The organism is uncultured Faecalicoccus sp., from assembly GCF_944325745.1.
Lineage (GTDB): Bacteria > Bacillota_I > Bacilli_A > Erysipelotrichales > Erysipelotrichaceae > Faecalicoccus.
Window position 1 is genome coordinate 25,742 of the sequence record NZ_CALVBG010000004.1, and the last position, 15,480, is coordinate 41,221.

Below are 15,480 nucleotides of genomic sequence, written 5' to 3' on the forward strand. Positions count from 1 at the left end.
AGTTTTTTTGGTATAATATGTGTAGAGTGTTACATGATCAGGAGGAGGGCTATGATGAAAAGATTAATATTCTTGTTGAGTTTGTTTGTTTTTGCGGGATGCCAGAATCAATCCGGAAAGTTAACGCAAGTAGATCCTTTTCCTATCGACCAGGTGGAGCTGTCCACCTCGGGAATCTATATGATCAATTCCAACCAAGATCAGTATCTTGTTTTTCATGATTTTGGCTTAGATCCGGAAAGCGTTGAATATGAACAAAAAGGGAATGAATATATCGTTCATTTTAAAAAAGATTCCCCGAAAGAGGATGTCGTGGTGTATCAGATGAAAATCGATTCGAAAAAGGAATCGGTCATTCGTATCCTGGATGAACAGAATCAGGAGTATTCGATCGAAAATGTGATCTTAGAACAGGAATAGTGTCTTGAGAAGGAGGGTTCATTGATGGAATTAAAAGAAATGATTGAACGATCCAATCGCATTGTATTTTTTGGCGGGGCCGGTGTCAGTACAGAAAGCGGGATCCCGGATTTTCGCAGTGATAATGGACTTTATAAAAAGAAATATCCTTATCCGGCAGAGATCATGGTTTCCCATTCTTTCTTTGTCCAAGATCCGGAAGCCTTCTTTGAGTTTTATTTTAATCAGATGGTCTATCCGGATGCCATGCCCAATGAGGCTCACAAAGCGCTGGCACGTCTGGAAGAACAAGGCAAATGCAAGGCAGTGATCACGCAGAATATCGACGGCCTTCATCAAAAGGCGGGTTCTAAGCATGTGTTTGAACTCCATGGAACAACATTGAAAAATACGTGTATGCATTGTCGTGCGCACTATTCTTTAGAACAAACGATGGCTGCCAGAGACTCCAAGGGGATCCCGCGTTGTCCGCAATGTGGCGGCATCATTAAACCCGATGTTGTGCTCTACGAAGAAGGATTGGATCAAAATGTATTGTATGGAGCCGTGCAGGCTATTGAACAAGCGGATCTGCTGATCGTGGGTGGAACCAGTCTGGTGGTCTATCCGGCAGCGGGCTTGATTGATTATTTTCATGGGAAATACCTTGTATTGATCAATAAGTCAACGACGGATCGAGATGGAATGGCCAATTTAGTGATCCATGATTCTATTGGAAAAGTTCTAAAAGAAGCGGTTGACTAGAATACAGAATTCTGTATTCTTTTTTTTGGAAGGAAGGATTGAAATGGATTCACAGTTATTGAGAGGGTCGGTATCAAAATCGTTGATTTTGTTTGCGCTGCCCATGATCTTGGGAAATCTTTTGCAACAATTCTATAATGTAGCGGATACTTTGATCGTGGGGCAATGTATAGGAAGCGAGGCTTTGGCTGCCGTGGGATCTTCTTATACGTTGATGACCTTTCTCAATTCGATCGTTCTGGGTCTATGCATGGGGAGCGGTGTTTTGTTCTCTATGTACTTTGGGGCCAAAGAATACGATAAGATGAAACAAGCTTTTTTTGTTTCCTTTATAGGGATCGGAATTTTGTCCTTGATTTTGGAAGGGGGATGTTTGATTTGGATGGATCCCATCCTTCGTTTGTTGAATATTCCGGATTCAATCTATTCCATGACCCAAGATTATTTGTTTGTGATCTTCTTAGGAATCTTTTTTACCTTTCTCTATAATTATTTTGCCTCTGTCTTGCGGGCTTTGTCGGATTCTCGAACGCAGCTTGTCTTTTTAGGGATTGCCGCTGTCATGAACATTGTTTTAGATTTAGTTTTTATTTTGGTGTTTGATCTGTCAGTAAAGGGGGCAGCGATTGCGACAACCTTATCTCAAGTGTTTAGCGGTTTGGGAATCATGTTTTATGTGATGAAAAGTCGTCAAGATCTGATGCCGGCACGCTCACAATGTCAGTTTTCTTTTTCCTTGATCAAAAAGGTGGCCGATTTTTCATTGTTGACGTGTCTTCAACAATCGGTCATGAATTTTGGGATCTTGATGATCCAAGGCTTGGTCAATCAGTTTGGGGTCATTACGATGTCGGCATTTGCGGCGGCCGTGAAGATTGACTCTTTTGCGTATATGCCGGTTCAAGATTTTGGCAATGCGTTTTCGACCTTTATTGCGCAAAACCATGGTGCCAAACAAGCAGACCGTATTCGAAAAGGACTGTCTCGCGCGATCTTGATTGCCTTTGTGTTCTGTGTAATAATCTCGACTTTGATCTTTGGCTTTGCCCGACCTTTGATGGGATTGTTTATTGATCTTTCTCAAACTGCGATCATTGAACAAGGTGTGGAATATTTACGCATTGAGGGCGCCTGTTATGTGGGAATTGGTTGTTTGTTCTTGTTATATGGCTATTATCGGGGCATTGGCAAGGCCGGCATGTCGTTAGTTTTGACAATCGTTTCTTTAGGAACACGGGTTGTTTTGTCTTATGCGCTGGCTCATACGTTAGGAACCTTGATCATATGGTGGTCGATTCCTATCGGTTGGTTTCTGGCCGATCTTGTCGGGATCTTGTATGGTGTTATTTGCGAAAAAGACAATTTCAAGATTTCTTTCAAAAGTTCTTAAAGTCCCACTTTTTAATTAAAACCTCTAAATTTTTACCATTTCTTAACGAAAAGAGTTGGCCAGAGTGGGGAGGGTGGTAGTCCGTTTCGAGCTAATATTCAAAATTTGGCACCCATTAAGATATAATTTTATATATAAAGAAGTGTTTAGAGGATACGTTATGAAGTTAAAGAGGATTAGAGATCTAAGAGAAGACAACGATCTGACGCAAGCCGAAATCGCTAAGTATCTTAATGTAACCCAAAGAACTTATTCTCGGTATGAAAACGATGACCGGGCGATTCCCCTTGAACAACTCGTAAAGTTGGCAGATTATTATAATACAAGCGTTGACTATCTTTTAAATCGTACCGACAAAAAAGAACCGTATTAAAAAGTACAAGCAAAACTTGTACTTTTACGGCGTTATATTTTGTTGAACCATCCTTCTTTTTCACAAATACGATAGATCCCATCATCGATATTCGCATCCGTGACAATGGATGCTTTTTCTTTGAGTGCTTCACAGGCATTTCCCATCGCAATGCTTGTCCATTGCGGATCAAACATGACTAAATCGTTGGTATCATCTCCAAAGACGACAACGTCTTTGAGATCTCCTTGGATCTCTTTTATCATATCGAGTATGCCCTGATGTTTGGCATCGTATTGAAAGATCAGGTATTCGGGTTCAAACCGAATATGACCAATCGTATCTAAAAGCTTCAGATCCTTTTCTTGTTCCGGAAGAATGGACAAATAGATCTTATAGATAATGTCTAATTGGTCATAATCCAGTTTTGGATCGATGAAGTATTGGGTAGGTTCCTTACGCTCGCCGGCTTGTTGTCGGAACAAGTCGTTCTTGGCATAAACATTGACAGAATCATTTAGCTGTAAAAGGATGCCGATATTGTGTTCTTCGGCTTCTTTGATCAAAGCGATGGCTTTTTCACGGTCTAAAGGAATATTGCGAATCAAAGTATCATCGATGACAAGGCCTCCGCCTCCGCAGCAGACCATATTATGTAAGCCGACTTCTTTCATAAAATGGATAGATTTATAATGTGCTCTTCCGGTTGCGATGGCGACAAAATGGCCGGCTTCCTGGAGCTTATCCAAAGCGAGTTGAGCACTGGGAACGATCTTGTTGGTTTTACGATCCGTTAAGGTTCCATCGATATCAAAGAAAAAGTATTTTTTACGCATAAAGTCTCCTTTCAGAATATTTGGCAGTTAGATTATAGCTGGATTTTCCATAAAAAAAACAGAGAAAATTGAATTTCTCTGTTACATTTGATGAATATAGATGTTGTTGACGCGATCTGGTCCTACAGAAACCATGGAGATTCTGACGCCCGTAAATTCTTCAATAAAGTGGATGTAATCTTGACAAGCTTTTGGAAGCGCATCGAAAGAATCGATCTTCGTGATATCTTCTTTCCATCCTTCGAAGACTTTGTAAACTGGTTTTGCCTTTGCGACATCGGCTTGATCGCTTGGAATGTAGTTGTATACTTTGCCGTCGATCTCATAACCTGTGCAGACATAAAGTTTATCTAAACCGCTGAGGACATCGATCTTGGTCAGTACGATATCGGTCAATCCGTTCATCATGGTTGCGTGCTTGACGACTAACAGATCCAACCATCCGCAACGTCTAGGACGTCCAGTCGTAGCACCGTATTCAAATCCTTTTTCGCGGATCCATTGACCCGTTTCGTCATTGAGCTCGGTAACAAAAGGACCTTCGCCTACACGTGTCGAATAAGCTTTTACCACACCGATCACGTTTTGGATCTTACTTGGAGCCACACAGGCACCCACGGTGACACCGGCACTGGTAGGAGAAGAACTCGTAACATAAGGATAAGTTCCATAGTTGATATCCAACATAGCGGCTTGAGCGCCTTCAAATAAGACGACCTTATCTTGATCCAAAGCATCGTTAACGATATGGGTCGTTTCCTTGATCATTGGAACGATCTTATCGTAGATGGCTTCGAAGTCTTTGACCATCTGATCATAGTCCATGGTTTTTCCATCATAGACTTTTGTGAAGAGTTTATTTTTAAAATCAAGACATTCTTTTAAACGAACTTTGAAGTTTTCAAAGTTGATGAATTCGTGATAACGGATCCCTCGTCTAGCGTATTTATCTGCATAACAAGGGCCGATTCCTTTTTTTGTGGTTCCGATCTTATGACTGGCAGCTTGTTCTTCCAGTTCATCTTGATAACAATGATACGGCATCAGCATTTGTGCACGATCGCTGATGACAATGTGATCACAAGGGAATCCACCATCTTCCAATGTCTTCATTTCCTGAAGCAGTACAAATGGATTGCAGACGACTCCTGGACCGATGATGCATGTGGCATTTGGATTGAGTACTCCACTTGGAAGCAGATGCAGTACATGTTTCTGACCGTTTACGATCACGGTATGACCTGCGTTGTCACCTCCTTGGAAGCGAACGATCATGTCAGCTTTTTGTGCTAAGACATCAACGATCTTTCCTTTTCCTTCATCACCCCATTGGGTCCCTACAATTACTTGGCTTGACATATGAAAAAAGCCTCCTTAAACAATACAGAAAAATTATATCAAAACTGAAAATATAGTCAATTTGGATTCTGGAAAACCGGGTCGATTCGACAGGCAAAAATAAAGTTAATCTTTTGATTTTCCCATATTTATCGTATAATTAATCCGAAGAGGAGAAGATCATAAGATGAAAAATAGATTGTCGAAAAGAGAGTTGGATATCATGGAAGTTTTGTGGGGCAGTGACAAGCCTCTTTCTGCAAATGATATTTTGACTGCCATTCCGGATATTACAATGAATACCATTCAGCCGAATTTGAAGAAGCTGATGAAAAAAGGATATATCGAGGTCAGCGGTGTCGGTTATACTAAGAATTCCATCACAAGACAGTTTTCCCCATTGATTACACAGGCAGCTTACATTTCTCGCTATTTGAATACAAAGGCATTTAAGGATCTGTCTTTGTTCTTTGTGGATCAAACTTCAAGCGTGGAAGAACTCGATCAGCTACAGTCTTATATTGAACAAAAACGAAAAGAAATCCAGTAATCACAAAGGGCATGAACAATGCCCTTTGATCTTGTGGATAAAAATTCATTGAAACCCATTCGAAAGTATGCTAGAATAAACAAGCGCTTAGGGGTATAGTTCAATGGTAGAACAGCGGTCTCCAAAACCGTTGATGTGGGTTCAACTCCTGCTACCCCTGCCAGTTAGAACATGAAAGTGTCAAATCTGCTTTATATAAAGTATGCTTGGCACTTTTTTTATATCTTTATACAAAGGTTGACTGTGATTTTGACTGTGATTTAAAAATTTATAAACCACTTAATAAAAACAATACAGAATATTCTTTTTGATAAAACCACACCCAAAAATCGTTCTAATATGTGATTGATCCAAAAAAGCTATGCTTTGGGAAATATGAACTCAGTGTCACGAACTTGATTATTGTTCATTGCTTGCTATAATAAACATATAAATGGGCTGGTCATTAGACCCGGGTCCACATATTCTGACGGGTGTGACATCCGTTTTTTTTTGTTCGGTCATGTAATGGTAAGATTTATAAATTATAATAACGATATACTTCAAAGCACCAGACTCTGAATCTGGAGAGTTTCGGTTTGATTCCAAGGCTGTTGTACGATGTTACTTTGCTTCGGTTGATAGTCGTACTCACAATTTGTTTCCTGATCAGAAGAAAATGAATGGGAGCCTATCAAACTAGTTATTATGCTGAAAGGGAAAAGTTATGGCAAGAATTTATACAATAAATGAAATTAAAGAAATATCTTTTCCTATATTTAAACAATATCCAATGATAAAAAAGGCTTATTTATTTGGTTCTTATGCGAGACATGAAACTGATGAGCAAAGCGATTTAGATATTATTATAGCTTTAGATTCTTATGATACTCATTCGAAAAAAGTTGCATATGGAGTAATGGTTGATTTAGAAGAAGTGTTTTCTAAACAAATTGATGTGATAACAGAAGAGAACGCAAATAAAATAATGCCAAAGACTACCAATAGAGATAAAGTATTAATTTATGAGCAAATTTAATAGGAATGTTTCGTCATTGACAATATAGGATATATCCTATATTCTGGTTTTAGAAAGGGTCAAAGTGTTTGAAATTCATTTTTATAGGACAAAAAACGGAGATTGTCCAATTGAAGATTTTTTAGATGCTTTATCTCCGAAATTGAGAAGTAAATCATTGCAGACAATAGATTATCTCAGAACTTTTGGAAATGAATTAAGAGATCCGTTCTCGAAAAAGATAGAATGGAAAAATGAATCTATCTTTGAACTCCGTGTTAAACAAAGTAATAATATTATTCGAATTTTTTACTTTTTTTGCATAGGAAATCGAATCATATTAACAAACGGCTTTGTTAAGAAAACTCAAAAAACACCAAAAAAAGAAATTGAAAAAGCAATTAAATTAAAAAAAGATTATCTTAAAAGAGATAATGAAGGGGAGTGAGATCATGAAAGATGATTTTCAAAAATATTTAGACAAACAGCTAAAAGATTCCGAATTCAAAAAGGAGTGGGATAGTTCTGAAGTAGAACGGGAACTCATAAAATCTTTGATTGAAGCTAGGAATCGAGGACATATTACACAAAAACAGTTATCAGAATTAACTGGAATCGCTCAATCTGATATTTCTCAAATTGAAACTGGAAATGCTAATCCGACAATCTCTACATTAAACAGATTGGCCGAAGGATTAAATTCAAAACTAAAAATTACTTTTGTACCAAAATAATTTAAAAACAATAGCAATTGGTCTAAAGGGACTGCGGAACATCCATTAGAGGCTTTTATAAGCCCCTTTTTTTAATTTCGAATGAATGTACCTAAATAGAGGTTGCAAAAATATTAATGGGGGGGGAGGATAATTTATTTATATAAAACGATTAAGGATTTTTCTTCTGTTTTGGAGTTTTAGTACATGGCTTTAAAAATCGCAGTTCATTATATATTAGTTTTTTATTCACTACTGTTGTTTATGGGATCACCGCTGTGATCCATTCAGAGATAATATTCAATATCATACAAATCATATTCTATGCGGTTATATTTTCCGGTTTATTTTATTTTGAAATAGGTATTCAAAAGAATACTCTTTGGGAAGGATTCAAACGACAACTGTAGGATATATATTTTTTAGTTTCCTTATTGCTTTCGGGAATTGTTTTTCTGTTGCTGGTAATAGGGACAAGAAGCCCGATTGCTTATGTTCAAGGCTCTTTCCATTTGGGATCCATTTTCTATTATGTTTATAGAAATCTGATTTTTGCGGCCTTTGTGGAAGAGTTTATATTTCGAAACTGTTATCTCAAGGAATTATCTAAAAAATATGCTTTTTTCTTATCTTCCATTATTGTTGGTTTTCTTTGGATTTTCTTACATCTGCCGAGTTACATTTTTCAAGGTTTTGCGATAATGGATATTTTCTTTTATCTTTTGACAGGAATGATCAAAGGAATTCTTTTAGCTTATATGATGAAGTTGTTTCATAATGTTTTCATCAATACTCTTTTTCATTTTAATATGGGTTATACTTCAGAGATTGGCTTTCTGATCTTGTTGCCTGTCATATTTTTGAAACTGAATGAGAAAGTTTTTGGGAACAAAAAGCAGGAAACTCTTTTAAAATGAGGAAAGCGAGGTTGTTTATATGAGTGCAGCCGATTTGGCAAAAGGGATATCTTTATTAAAGATATTGGCCATTGTCTTGATGTTTTGTTGTTTATTGCTCTTGCATAAGTATACAAGTCTATCTAAGAGTCGCAAACTTGAGATCTTGAATAAAGTTTTAGGATTGGTTTGGTGTTTATTATTTATATTCATCATTGAAATCGAGCAATTTCTCTCTGGAAAATTAGAACTCGGGACGATGTTGCTAGTTGTGGGAAACATTGTGTTTGGAACTCTTACAATTAGCCTTTTGATTTTCTATCAATATCGCTCAATAAAATGAAATAATTCGCATTAAAAAGAGTGCCCGGGGGGGCACTCTTTCTTTTGGTTATTGGATTCGTTTGTCGATTTTCTTTTTGATCTTTTCGGCAAGTTTTGTATCTTCGTGATAGATATCGCTGTTCATTCCTGTTTTACGATCGGAAATGTAGATCGGATGGATCGATCCATCTTTTAAAACAAGTTTGATTCCGACATAAAACTGTGGCTCAAAGGGACCGCTGAGAAAAGTCGTGCCTCCTAGTACTTGATGCGAAAAAGGTTGGGATTTTCCTCGAAAGCCCGCATCTTCATTGAGAACAGATGCCTTGGCGATATCTTCATAACGGATCGTTTCTGGAGAACCAATGAGAATGGTCAGTTCATTTTTCTCATCATCGAATTCGACACATGGGAATTTGTTTTCTTTCATGGTGATCACCTCCGTTGCCTTGTGTCTTTCTTTATTTCATTATACAACGGGGGGGGGTAGAATTGTCTATTTTCTAAATTATTTGAAAAAAAAGCTAGGACGTCTAGCTTTTTTCTTCGATCCAACCGACTGGTGTGGTGTAGGTATATTGGAATACTTCAAATTCAGGATCATACTCTTCATAAGTTGCTTCGTAAACGATCTTGATCGATGTGTTTGGAATGGCCATGGTCACGAGATTGAAATGAATGTTGTCTTCATTCGACTTCAAAGGAGTGAGATCCACAAGGGTATTATCGAGCCACTCATTTTCAACCTGAGTGATTGTTTCTTTGATCGCTTCTTCCGATAGATCCGAAGACAATGGAGAGTCAACGCCCAGCTGTTCCAAACGTTTTGGCAAATCTTGTAGTTTTTTATATTGAATCATGTTATTTCCTCTTTTCGTCCTCTCTAAGATAATCTTTTTTGAGGCAATCTGTCAAATGATAAGACATCGAATATATCGATAAAAGAGAAGTTTAGGTTTAGGTAATTTCTTTTCTATCACTTTTTTATATAAGTTAAGAAACCGAGGAAGTTCATTTTTCGAAATCGAGTGCGAAGAATAATAAACTTGATGAGCCAGATCTTGCAGCTTTTGGATCGTTTCGATCGGAAGCTCTGGTAAGGCTGAATGCACTTGATGCACGAAGTCTTTTTGCGTAAAGCTGGTTTCTTCTAATCCCGGGACGACCTTTAACATATCCAAGATGGAGGCAATATAATTTTTTGCCTTCCAATGTCGCATTGCTTTTAGATGATGCAGATAACGAATCGCAAACACAATGATCAAGCTCAGGCACAGAATGATAAATATGACCATGAACAAAGGTTTTATCTTGTTCCAGTTTCTAGAACCTGCAAATCGATTTTGATTCAACAGGGAGAAATTGGAAGTATCATTTTTGATCAAATCTTGGAGTTCTTCTTGATCCAGTCCAGGATATGTCGCATGGATCTGTCCGTTAGAATCCGGAGTCATTTCGACCGGGGTCCAGCCCACACCTTCAAAATACAGCTCGACCCAGGCATGTGCATGATCTTCTGGAATCGAAGCGATATAATGGCCATGATCTTCTTGGAAATCATCAGGATAGACGACATATCCGCTGACATAGCGTGCCGGGACGTCATACATTTGATAGAGTAATGCGGCTACTGATGCATAGTGGATACAATATCCTTTTTGTTGGTCAAAAAGAAATGCTTCTACGACATCCTGGCTTTGTGACATATACCCTGGAGTCCGTGTATATGTTGTATAGTCTTGAAGCAGGCGTACGATCATGGCGGTAACGGCGTTGCGATCGTTCTTAGGGTTCTCTTTGACCAGTTGTTCTAATTTTGGAAGATTTTCTGTTTCGACATCTGTATACGCAAGCTGGATCGATTCTTCGTATGCCTCATTAAAAAAACGCTGATCTTGTGAATATTCTTCCTCGGCAATCAAATCTTTTTGATTCAGATCCAGATAACTGGTCGCATAAAGAGTCTTTTCTTTGATAAAAGAACCTAAGGAATAATAAGGCAAAAGATTCTCATAATCGATGAGATCGGATTGAATCATGATTTGCTGCGGCTCACAATCGGTTTCTTCTGCCAAGGTCATTTGTAAAGAGGTGAGTCGATTCTTGATTTGATAGGGAGAGATATACCTAGAATAGGCGCTTTGGATAAGAGATTCCAGTCGGTTTTCCGTATCCTTTTCCCATTGACCATCCTGATAAGTTGAGCCGGTAAAGCTTTTAAAATAAAGAGGGCTTTCAATGGGTTCATCGCTTTCGACAGTAAACAACAGGGTATCATCCGGATAGTTGTTTCCTCTCCAAATTACACCTGAATTCGCATGGTGAGAATCAATCTCTCCTTTTTGAAAAACGTCATTGATCGTTTCTTCAAAACGGGTGGCCATTTGCGTGGCTGGTGTTTCGATCACAAAAGTGAGCATCCATCCTAAGACACAACCGATTCCGATCAAACCAAGAGGAAGGATCCAATTCTGGGATCGGGTTTGAAAAAGGGGTTTATACCAGACGAAAACTAGAAATCCAAATAATAAAGGGATCCAGTATCCTGAAAAAGAATATCCAGAGACCGCAAAGACACTTAAAAAGAGAAGGATACCGAGAGTAAAGATCCAAGGTTTTGGCCATAGAACCAGAAAGGTAAATAACCACATCATCAAAAAAATGACGATGAGGCTCAGAATGCCATTGATCTCTATAGGCATTTTTGTCGCATAAAGAATCAGATCCATCTCTTCGACCAATCTGTCCCAAAGAAGAATGGAACTCAACAGGATCAGAAAATGACCAATGGCCAAGATCCATATGGATCGATCGGGAAATAAGAAATTCAGTGCTAAATAGATGGTTCCGATACCAAAGAAGCCTAAATAAAGAATAAAGGGCACTTCAATCAATGTGATCGATGCGATGCATGCGCAAAGAAAAAGAATCGCACCATAAAACAACACACTATCCAAAAGGGTTAGTCTGTGCTGTGATGAGGTGCGATTTTTCTCGATCAGTTTGGAAGGTCGCATAGGGTTCTCTTTTTGTATGAATCAACGATTTTATTGTGATGAGATCACTAGATCCGGCGGTTCGCCAGGCAAGGTCACAGGAGACAAAGCTTGATGGGCCAAGAGGTTCGCAAAAGTATGATCCAATTCTCTTTGGTGATCGATACGATAGGCAGTATCGTTCTGATCTTGGGTCCACCATAAGATGACGGGCTGTTTCTGAATTAAAAATCCGAGAAGGATCGAATAGACTTTTTGATAAAAACGAGCATCTTCCAGTTCATCTTGCGGCGTAAAACAAGCTTGGATCAAAGGTGTCTTGGCTTGTTCTTTTTCATAGTCCTTGACCCATATCGTGTCGGTTCGGGAACTCAGTTTCCAGTGAATATGATGAAGTGGATCTTGTTCCTGATATTCACGAATATTTCGAATTTCAAAAGAAGGTTCGCCCACTTGGCCGATCCGCGTTTCGATCTTAAGATCTTGTGATCCTTGTGAGGCTTGTTTCATTTCTAAAAAGATTGGAACCGGATCTGGAAGGATCACAATCGGGATCGTCGTGTTTTCCTTCGTACTTTTGCGATGAAATAAGCCTAACCAGTCATAGATCCAGATCTTATGAAGACTCAGTTCAAAGAAGCCGCAGTCTTTTGCGGTAAAAAGCAGAGGATCTTGTAGATTCAATCGTAAAGATGTTGAACTGTACGGATTTTTCAGTGTACAGAACAAACGAATCTTTCCTGGCTGCAGGGGCTCTTTTTTAACATAAAAAGGATTAGAAACGCATTCATTTTTATGGACAACGATCATCGGCTCTTTTATGGAAAGATGGATTTGTTTTCGGAAAACCCAAGTCAAAAGCCATAAGAAGAGAGCGATGATCAATTCGGCACAAAAAAACCACAGGCCCCAAAGACTTTGAAAGAGGGCACAGATATAGAAAAATAGGATATGGATCACAAGCAGGAGTAGTTTAATCATGATCTTTAACCTTGATTGTTTCTAAAAGTTCTTGAATGATATTTTCTTTGGTACGTTTCTGAGTATATGCTTTAGCGCCGAGAACAAGCCGGTGAGAGAGAATATAAGGGACTTGTTCTTGGACATCTTGAGGAATCACATAGTCGCGGCCCTGGATCCAGGCAGAGGCTTTTGAACACTTGACTAGAGCCATGGTAGCACGAGGGCTGGCACCCATTTGAAGGGTCTCCATTCTTCTGGTCTCGCGGACCAAACGCACGATATATTCATAGATGGCCGGATCCATATAAATGGATTGGATCTCTTCCTGAGCTGCTTCGATCATCCACGGTTCTATAGAAACCGGCATTTTGTCGATTTTAGGTTTCGAGTCTAACTCATGAGCGAGCTTCAATTCATCTTGATAAGATGGATAGCCTAAAGAACATTCCACTAAAAAACGGTCCAGCTGTGCTTCGGGTAATGCTTGCGTGCCGATGGCCTGATCCGGGTTTTGGGTCGCGATAACAAAGAAAGGATGCGGTACATTGCGCGTGATCCCATCGACAGTCACTTTGCCTTCTTCCATGACTTCTAACAGAGCCGATTGTGTTTTAGGAGAAGTTCGATTGATTTCATCAACGAGGAGAACATTACAAAAGACAACACCGGGATGATATAAAAATTTCTTGGATTCGCGATTTAAAACAGAGAATCCGGTCAGATCGGTAGGCATGACATCCGGGGTAAATTGAATTCTCTTGAAATCTAAGCCCAGTCCTTTGGCAAAAGCCAAAGATAATGTGGTTTTACCAACACCAGGAAAATCTTTGAGAAGTACGTGACCCTGACATAAAAAAGCCAGCAAGATCTCGCGGATCACTTCGTTTTTACCAAAGATGATCTTTTGCAGGTTTGATAAAAAGGGCGAGAAATGATTTCGTGTGTTCATAAGGGTTTCTCCATTCTATTATCATTTTATCATGGATTTGTTGATTATTATTCCCAAACCGAGTCTTTAGCATTTTTTACAAGAATTCGATATTTCGTTAAGGCAATCGTGAGGGGATGTGATAGAATTCAATTATGGCAAGAATCAATCGAAAAAAACAAAGACGAAATTTAATGATCTTAGGAATCGGTTTCCTAGTTTTTTTAGGGACTTGTATAGGGATTGTTTCTGGGGTCAAAAGCTTATTTCGAGAGCCGGAAAAAGAACCGGAAAAAGTTCAAGAAGAACCGAAGATCACAAAGGCTGATTATCAAAAGTACGCTGTCGATGAATCGGGAAATATTCCGGTCATGATGTACCATGGGATCCATGATCTAAAAAACAGTGAAACGGAGTATACGGGAGGCAATGTGGATGCGGATGGTTATCAGCGAACAGCCGAAGCATTTCGAGAGGATTTGGATTTCTACTATGAAAATGGATATCGAATGATCCGCCTGGAAGATTACATTCATGGACAGATCGATGTAGAGCTCGGGAAAACGCCTATTGTTTTGACTTTTGATGACGGCTTGGAAAACAACATCCGCGTCTTAGGAAAGGATAAAAAAGGAAATCTAAAGATCGATCCCAATAGTGCGGTCGGAATCTTGGAAGAATATAAGGAGAAGTATCCGGATTTTAACGTGACGGCAACCTTCTTTGTGAACGGCGGCCTTTTTAACCAGCCGGAATACAATGAGGATATTTTAAAATGGCTGGTCAAACATGGATATGATGTAGGAAACCATACGTACTCTCACGTTGATTTTACAACCACAGATGGTGTGACGGCCCAATCGGAAGTGGGCAGTGTCTATGCGATGTTAGAAGAGATCATTCCGGATCAATATGTTCATATCGTAGCCTTGCCTTTTGGTTCTCCGTATACTTTTGATCATCCTATGATCCCTTATATCCAGGAAGGGACTTATGAGGATGGCTCATACAAGACGGAAGCCATGCTGCAGGTGGCATGGGAAGCCGATTATTCACCTTACAATAATCAGTTTAATCCAGCTTTTATCAAGCGAATCCGGGCTTACGACAACAATGGAGAAAATTTTGATATTCAGATGAACTTTGATGCTTTGGAAACAAACCGATACAGATCCGACGGAGATCCGGATACGATCGTGATTCCGGAAGAAAAAGAAGAAGTTTTGGGAAATACGTACGAAAAGAAAGTGATCACATATTCGGTCTAAGGCTTCTATGGTAAAATGAGACCAGGAGGATACGGAGTATGAAATATCAAGTGATTGGCGACAGCGATTGTCCTATTGTTCAAATTGCTTTGGAAAACCAGGAGAGAGTCAAGGTGGAAAGAGGATCTATGGTCTATATTTCCAATGTCAGTTTGGAAGGGAAGATGAACAGTTCTAAAAAAGGACTTGGAGGTGTTCTGGGTGCGATCGGACGCAGTATGACCAGTGGAGAAAGTATGTTTATCACGATGGCCACAGGAACTTCTGATCAAGGTGTGATTGGGATCGCTCCACCGATTCCGGGCAAGATCCACGCACTGAAAGTCGGAGGTTCTACGCAATATCGTTTGAATACCGGTGCTTTTTTGGCTTGTGATCAGAATGTGGAATATTTGATGAAAAAACAAGATCTGGGCAAGGCGATATTTGCCGGGACCGGAGGACTCTTTGTGATGGAAACACAGGGAGAAGGAGATATTCTAGTTTCTGCCTTTGGTGATCTTCTAGCTTTGGAAGTCCATGAGGGCCAGCCGCTGACAATCGATAATGAACATGTCGTGGCATGGGATGCCTCTTTACAATATGATATTCGTGTCGCATCAGGAACATTTGGCTTTACGACCGGAGAAGGGCTTGTGAATGAATTTCATGGCCATGGCACAGTCTTGATCCAAACGCGTAATGTCCATAATTTTGCGGATGCGATTCGTCCATTCTTACCTACATCTTCAAGCAACTAAATGAAAACTGAACCTCAAAATTCTG

19 protein-coding genes and 1 tRNA gene are annotated in these 15,480 nt (G+C 39.3%); 13 read left to right on the forward strand and 7 right to left on the reverse strand.

The features are described from left to right. The first annotated feature begins 51 nt into the window (after positions 1-51). The 4 genes from Q0J48_RS01105 to Q0J48_RS01120 all read left to right on the forward strand — a co-directional run bounded on the left by Q0J48_RS01105 (position 52) and on the right by Q0J48_RS01120 (position 2,927). Positions 52-420 (forward strand): hypothetical protein, encoded by a 369-nt coding sequence (locus Q0J48_RS01105; protein ID WP_296240813.1) that lies wholly within the window; start codon positions 52-54, stop codon positions 418-420. Positions 421-444: 24 nt separating this feature from the next. Continuing rightward, a complete protein-coding gene (locus Q0J48_RS01110) occupies positions 445-1,164 on the forward strand; it encodes an NAD-dependent protein deacylase (protein WP_296240816.1) in 720 nt (239 codons plus the stop codon). A 43-nt stretch (positions 1,165-1,207) separates the two neighbouring features. Then, on the forward strand, positions 1,208-2,554 hold the full coding sequence (locus Q0J48_RS01115; RefSeq protein ID WP_296240818.1) for an MATE family efflux transporter: 1,347 nt from the start codon (positions 1,208-1,210) through the stop codon (positions 2,552-2,554). 160 nt (positions 2,555-2,714) lie between these two features. Beyond that, positions 2,715-2,927, forward strand: coding sequence for a helix-turn-helix transcriptional regulator (locus tag Q0J48_RS01120; RefSeq protein ID WP_022790655.1), 213 nt, complete (start codon positions 2,715-2,717; stop codon positions 2,925-2,927). A gap of 32 nt (positions 2,928-2,959) precedes the next feature. Here Q0J48_RS01120 and Q0J48_RS01125 read toward each other — a convergent pair whose 3' ends face one another. Both Q0J48_RS01125 and Q0J48_RS01130 read right to left on the reverse strand, forming a co-directional pair. Continuing rightward, entirely contained in the window at positions 2,960-3,742 is a 783-nt protein-coding gene (locus tag Q0J48_RS01125; RefSeq protein ID WP_296240820.1) for an HAD family hydrolase, read from the reverse strand. An 81-nt stretch (positions 3,743-3,823) separates the two neighbouring features. Next, positions 3,824-5,101, reverse strand: coding sequence for an adenylosuccinate synthase (locus tag Q0J48_RS01130; RefSeq protein ID WP_296240823.1), 1,278 nt, complete (start codon positions 5,099-5,101; stop codon positions 3,824-3,826). Between the two features lie 166 nt (positions 5,102-5,267). Between Q0J48_RS01130 and Q0J48_RS01135 the strand changes: the two genes are divergently transcribed. From Q0J48_RS01135 to Q0J48_RS01160, 7 genes are all read left to right on the forward strand, one after another. Then, complete coding sequence (locus Q0J48_RS01135) at positions 5,268-5,630, forward strand: BlaI/MecI/CopY family transcriptional regulator (RefSeq protein WP_296240824.1); 363 nt, start codon at positions 5,268-5,270, stop codon at positions 5,628-5,630. Between the two features lie 89 nt (positions 5,631-5,719). Further along, positions 5,720-5,793, forward strand: a tRNA-Trp gene (locus Q0J48_RS01140). A gap of 543 nt (positions 5,794-6,336) precedes the next feature. After that, the gene (locus tag Q0J48_RS01145) at positions 6,337-6,648 is read left to right on the forward strand and encodes a nucleotidyltransferase family protein (RefSeq protein WP_296240827.1); all 312 of its coding nucleotides are present in this window, start codon (positions 6,337-6,339) and stop codon (positions 6,646-6,648) included. A gap of 64 nt (positions 6,649-6,712) precedes the next feature. Next, on the forward strand, positions 6,713-7,075 hold the full coding sequence (locus tag Q0J48_RS01150; protein ID WP_296240828.1) for a type II toxin-antitoxin system RelE/ParE family toxin: 363 nt from the start codon (positions 6,713-6,715) through the stop codon (positions 7,073-7,075). A 4-nt stretch (positions 7,076-7,079) separates the two neighbouring features. Further along, the gene (locus Q0J48_RS01155; RefSeq protein ID WP_296240829.1) at positions 7,080-7,361 is read left to right on the forward strand and encodes a helix-turn-helix transcriptional regulator; all 282 of its coding nucleotides are present in this window, start codon (positions 7,080-7,082) and stop codon (positions 7,359-7,361) included. A gap of 491 nt (positions 7,362-7,852) precedes the next feature. Further along, a complete protein-coding gene (locus Q0J48_RS07440) occupies positions 7,853-8,257 on the forward strand; it encodes a CPBP family intramembrane glutamic endopeptidase (RefSeq protein WP_366937040.1) in 405 nt (134 codons plus the stop codon). A 19-nt stretch (positions 8,258-8,276) separates the two neighbouring features. Then, complete coding sequence (locus tag Q0J48_RS01160) at positions 8,277-8,579, forward strand: hypothetical protein (RefSeq protein ID WP_296240830.1); 303 nt, start codon at positions 8,277-8,279, stop codon at positions 8,577-8,579. 48 nt (positions 8,580-8,627) lie between these two features. On the opposite strand, the gene Q0J48_RS01165 is transcribed toward Q0J48_RS01160, so the two are convergent. From Q0J48_RS01165 to Q0J48_RS01185, 5 genes are all read right to left on the reverse strand, one after another. Next, positions 8,628-8,990 carry a hypothetical protein gene (locus Q0J48_RS01165; protein WP_296240831.1) on the reverse strand — a complete coding sequence of 121 codons (363 nt, stop codon included), beginning with the start codon at positions 8,988-8,990 and terminating at the stop codon, positions 8,628-8,630. 103 nt (positions 8,991-9,093) lie between these two features. Next, complete coding sequence (locus Q0J48_RS01170) at positions 9,094-9,420, reverse strand: hypothetical protein (protein ID WP_296240832.1); 327 nt, start codon at positions 9,418-9,420, stop codon at positions 9,094-9,096. 51 nt (positions 9,421-9,471) lie between these two features. Beyond that, on the reverse strand, positions 9,472-11,577 hold the full coding sequence (locus tag Q0J48_RS01175; protein WP_296240834.1) for a transglutaminase family protein: 2,106 nt from the start codon (positions 11,575-11,577) through the stop codon (positions 9,472-9,474). A gap of 30 nt (positions 11,578-11,607) precedes the next feature. Continuing rightward, entirely contained in the window at positions 11,608-12,537 is a 930-nt protein-coding gene (locus Q0J48_RS01180; protein ID WP_296240836.1) for a DUF58 domain-containing protein, read from the reverse strand. After that, positions 12,530-13,468: a MoxR family ATPase gene (locus Q0J48_RS01185; RefSeq protein ID WP_296240838.1), complete on the reverse strand. Its 939-nt coding sequence runs from the start codon at positions 13,466-13,468 to the stop codon at positions 12,530-12,532. Before Q0J48_RS01185 ends, Q0J48_RS01180 begins: the two co-directional genes overlap by 8 nt. A 134-nt stretch (positions 13,469-13,602) precedes the next feature. On the opposite strand from Q0J48_RS01185, the gene Q0J48_RS01190 reads away from it, so the two are divergent. Then, complete coding sequence (locus Q0J48_RS01190; protein WP_296240840.1) at positions 13,603-14,715, forward strand: polysaccharide deacetylase family protein; 1,113 nt, start codon at positions 13,603-13,605, stop codon at positions 14,713-14,715. Between the two features lie 38 nt (positions 14,716-14,753). After that, the gene (locus Q0J48_RS01195) at positions 14,754-15,455 is read left to right on the forward strand and encodes a TIGR00266 family protein (RefSeq protein WP_296240842.1); all 702 of its coding nucleotides are present in this window, start codon (positions 14,754-14,756) and stop codon (positions 15,453-15,455) included. The last annotated feature ends 25 nt before the right edge of the window (positions 15,456-15,480 follow it).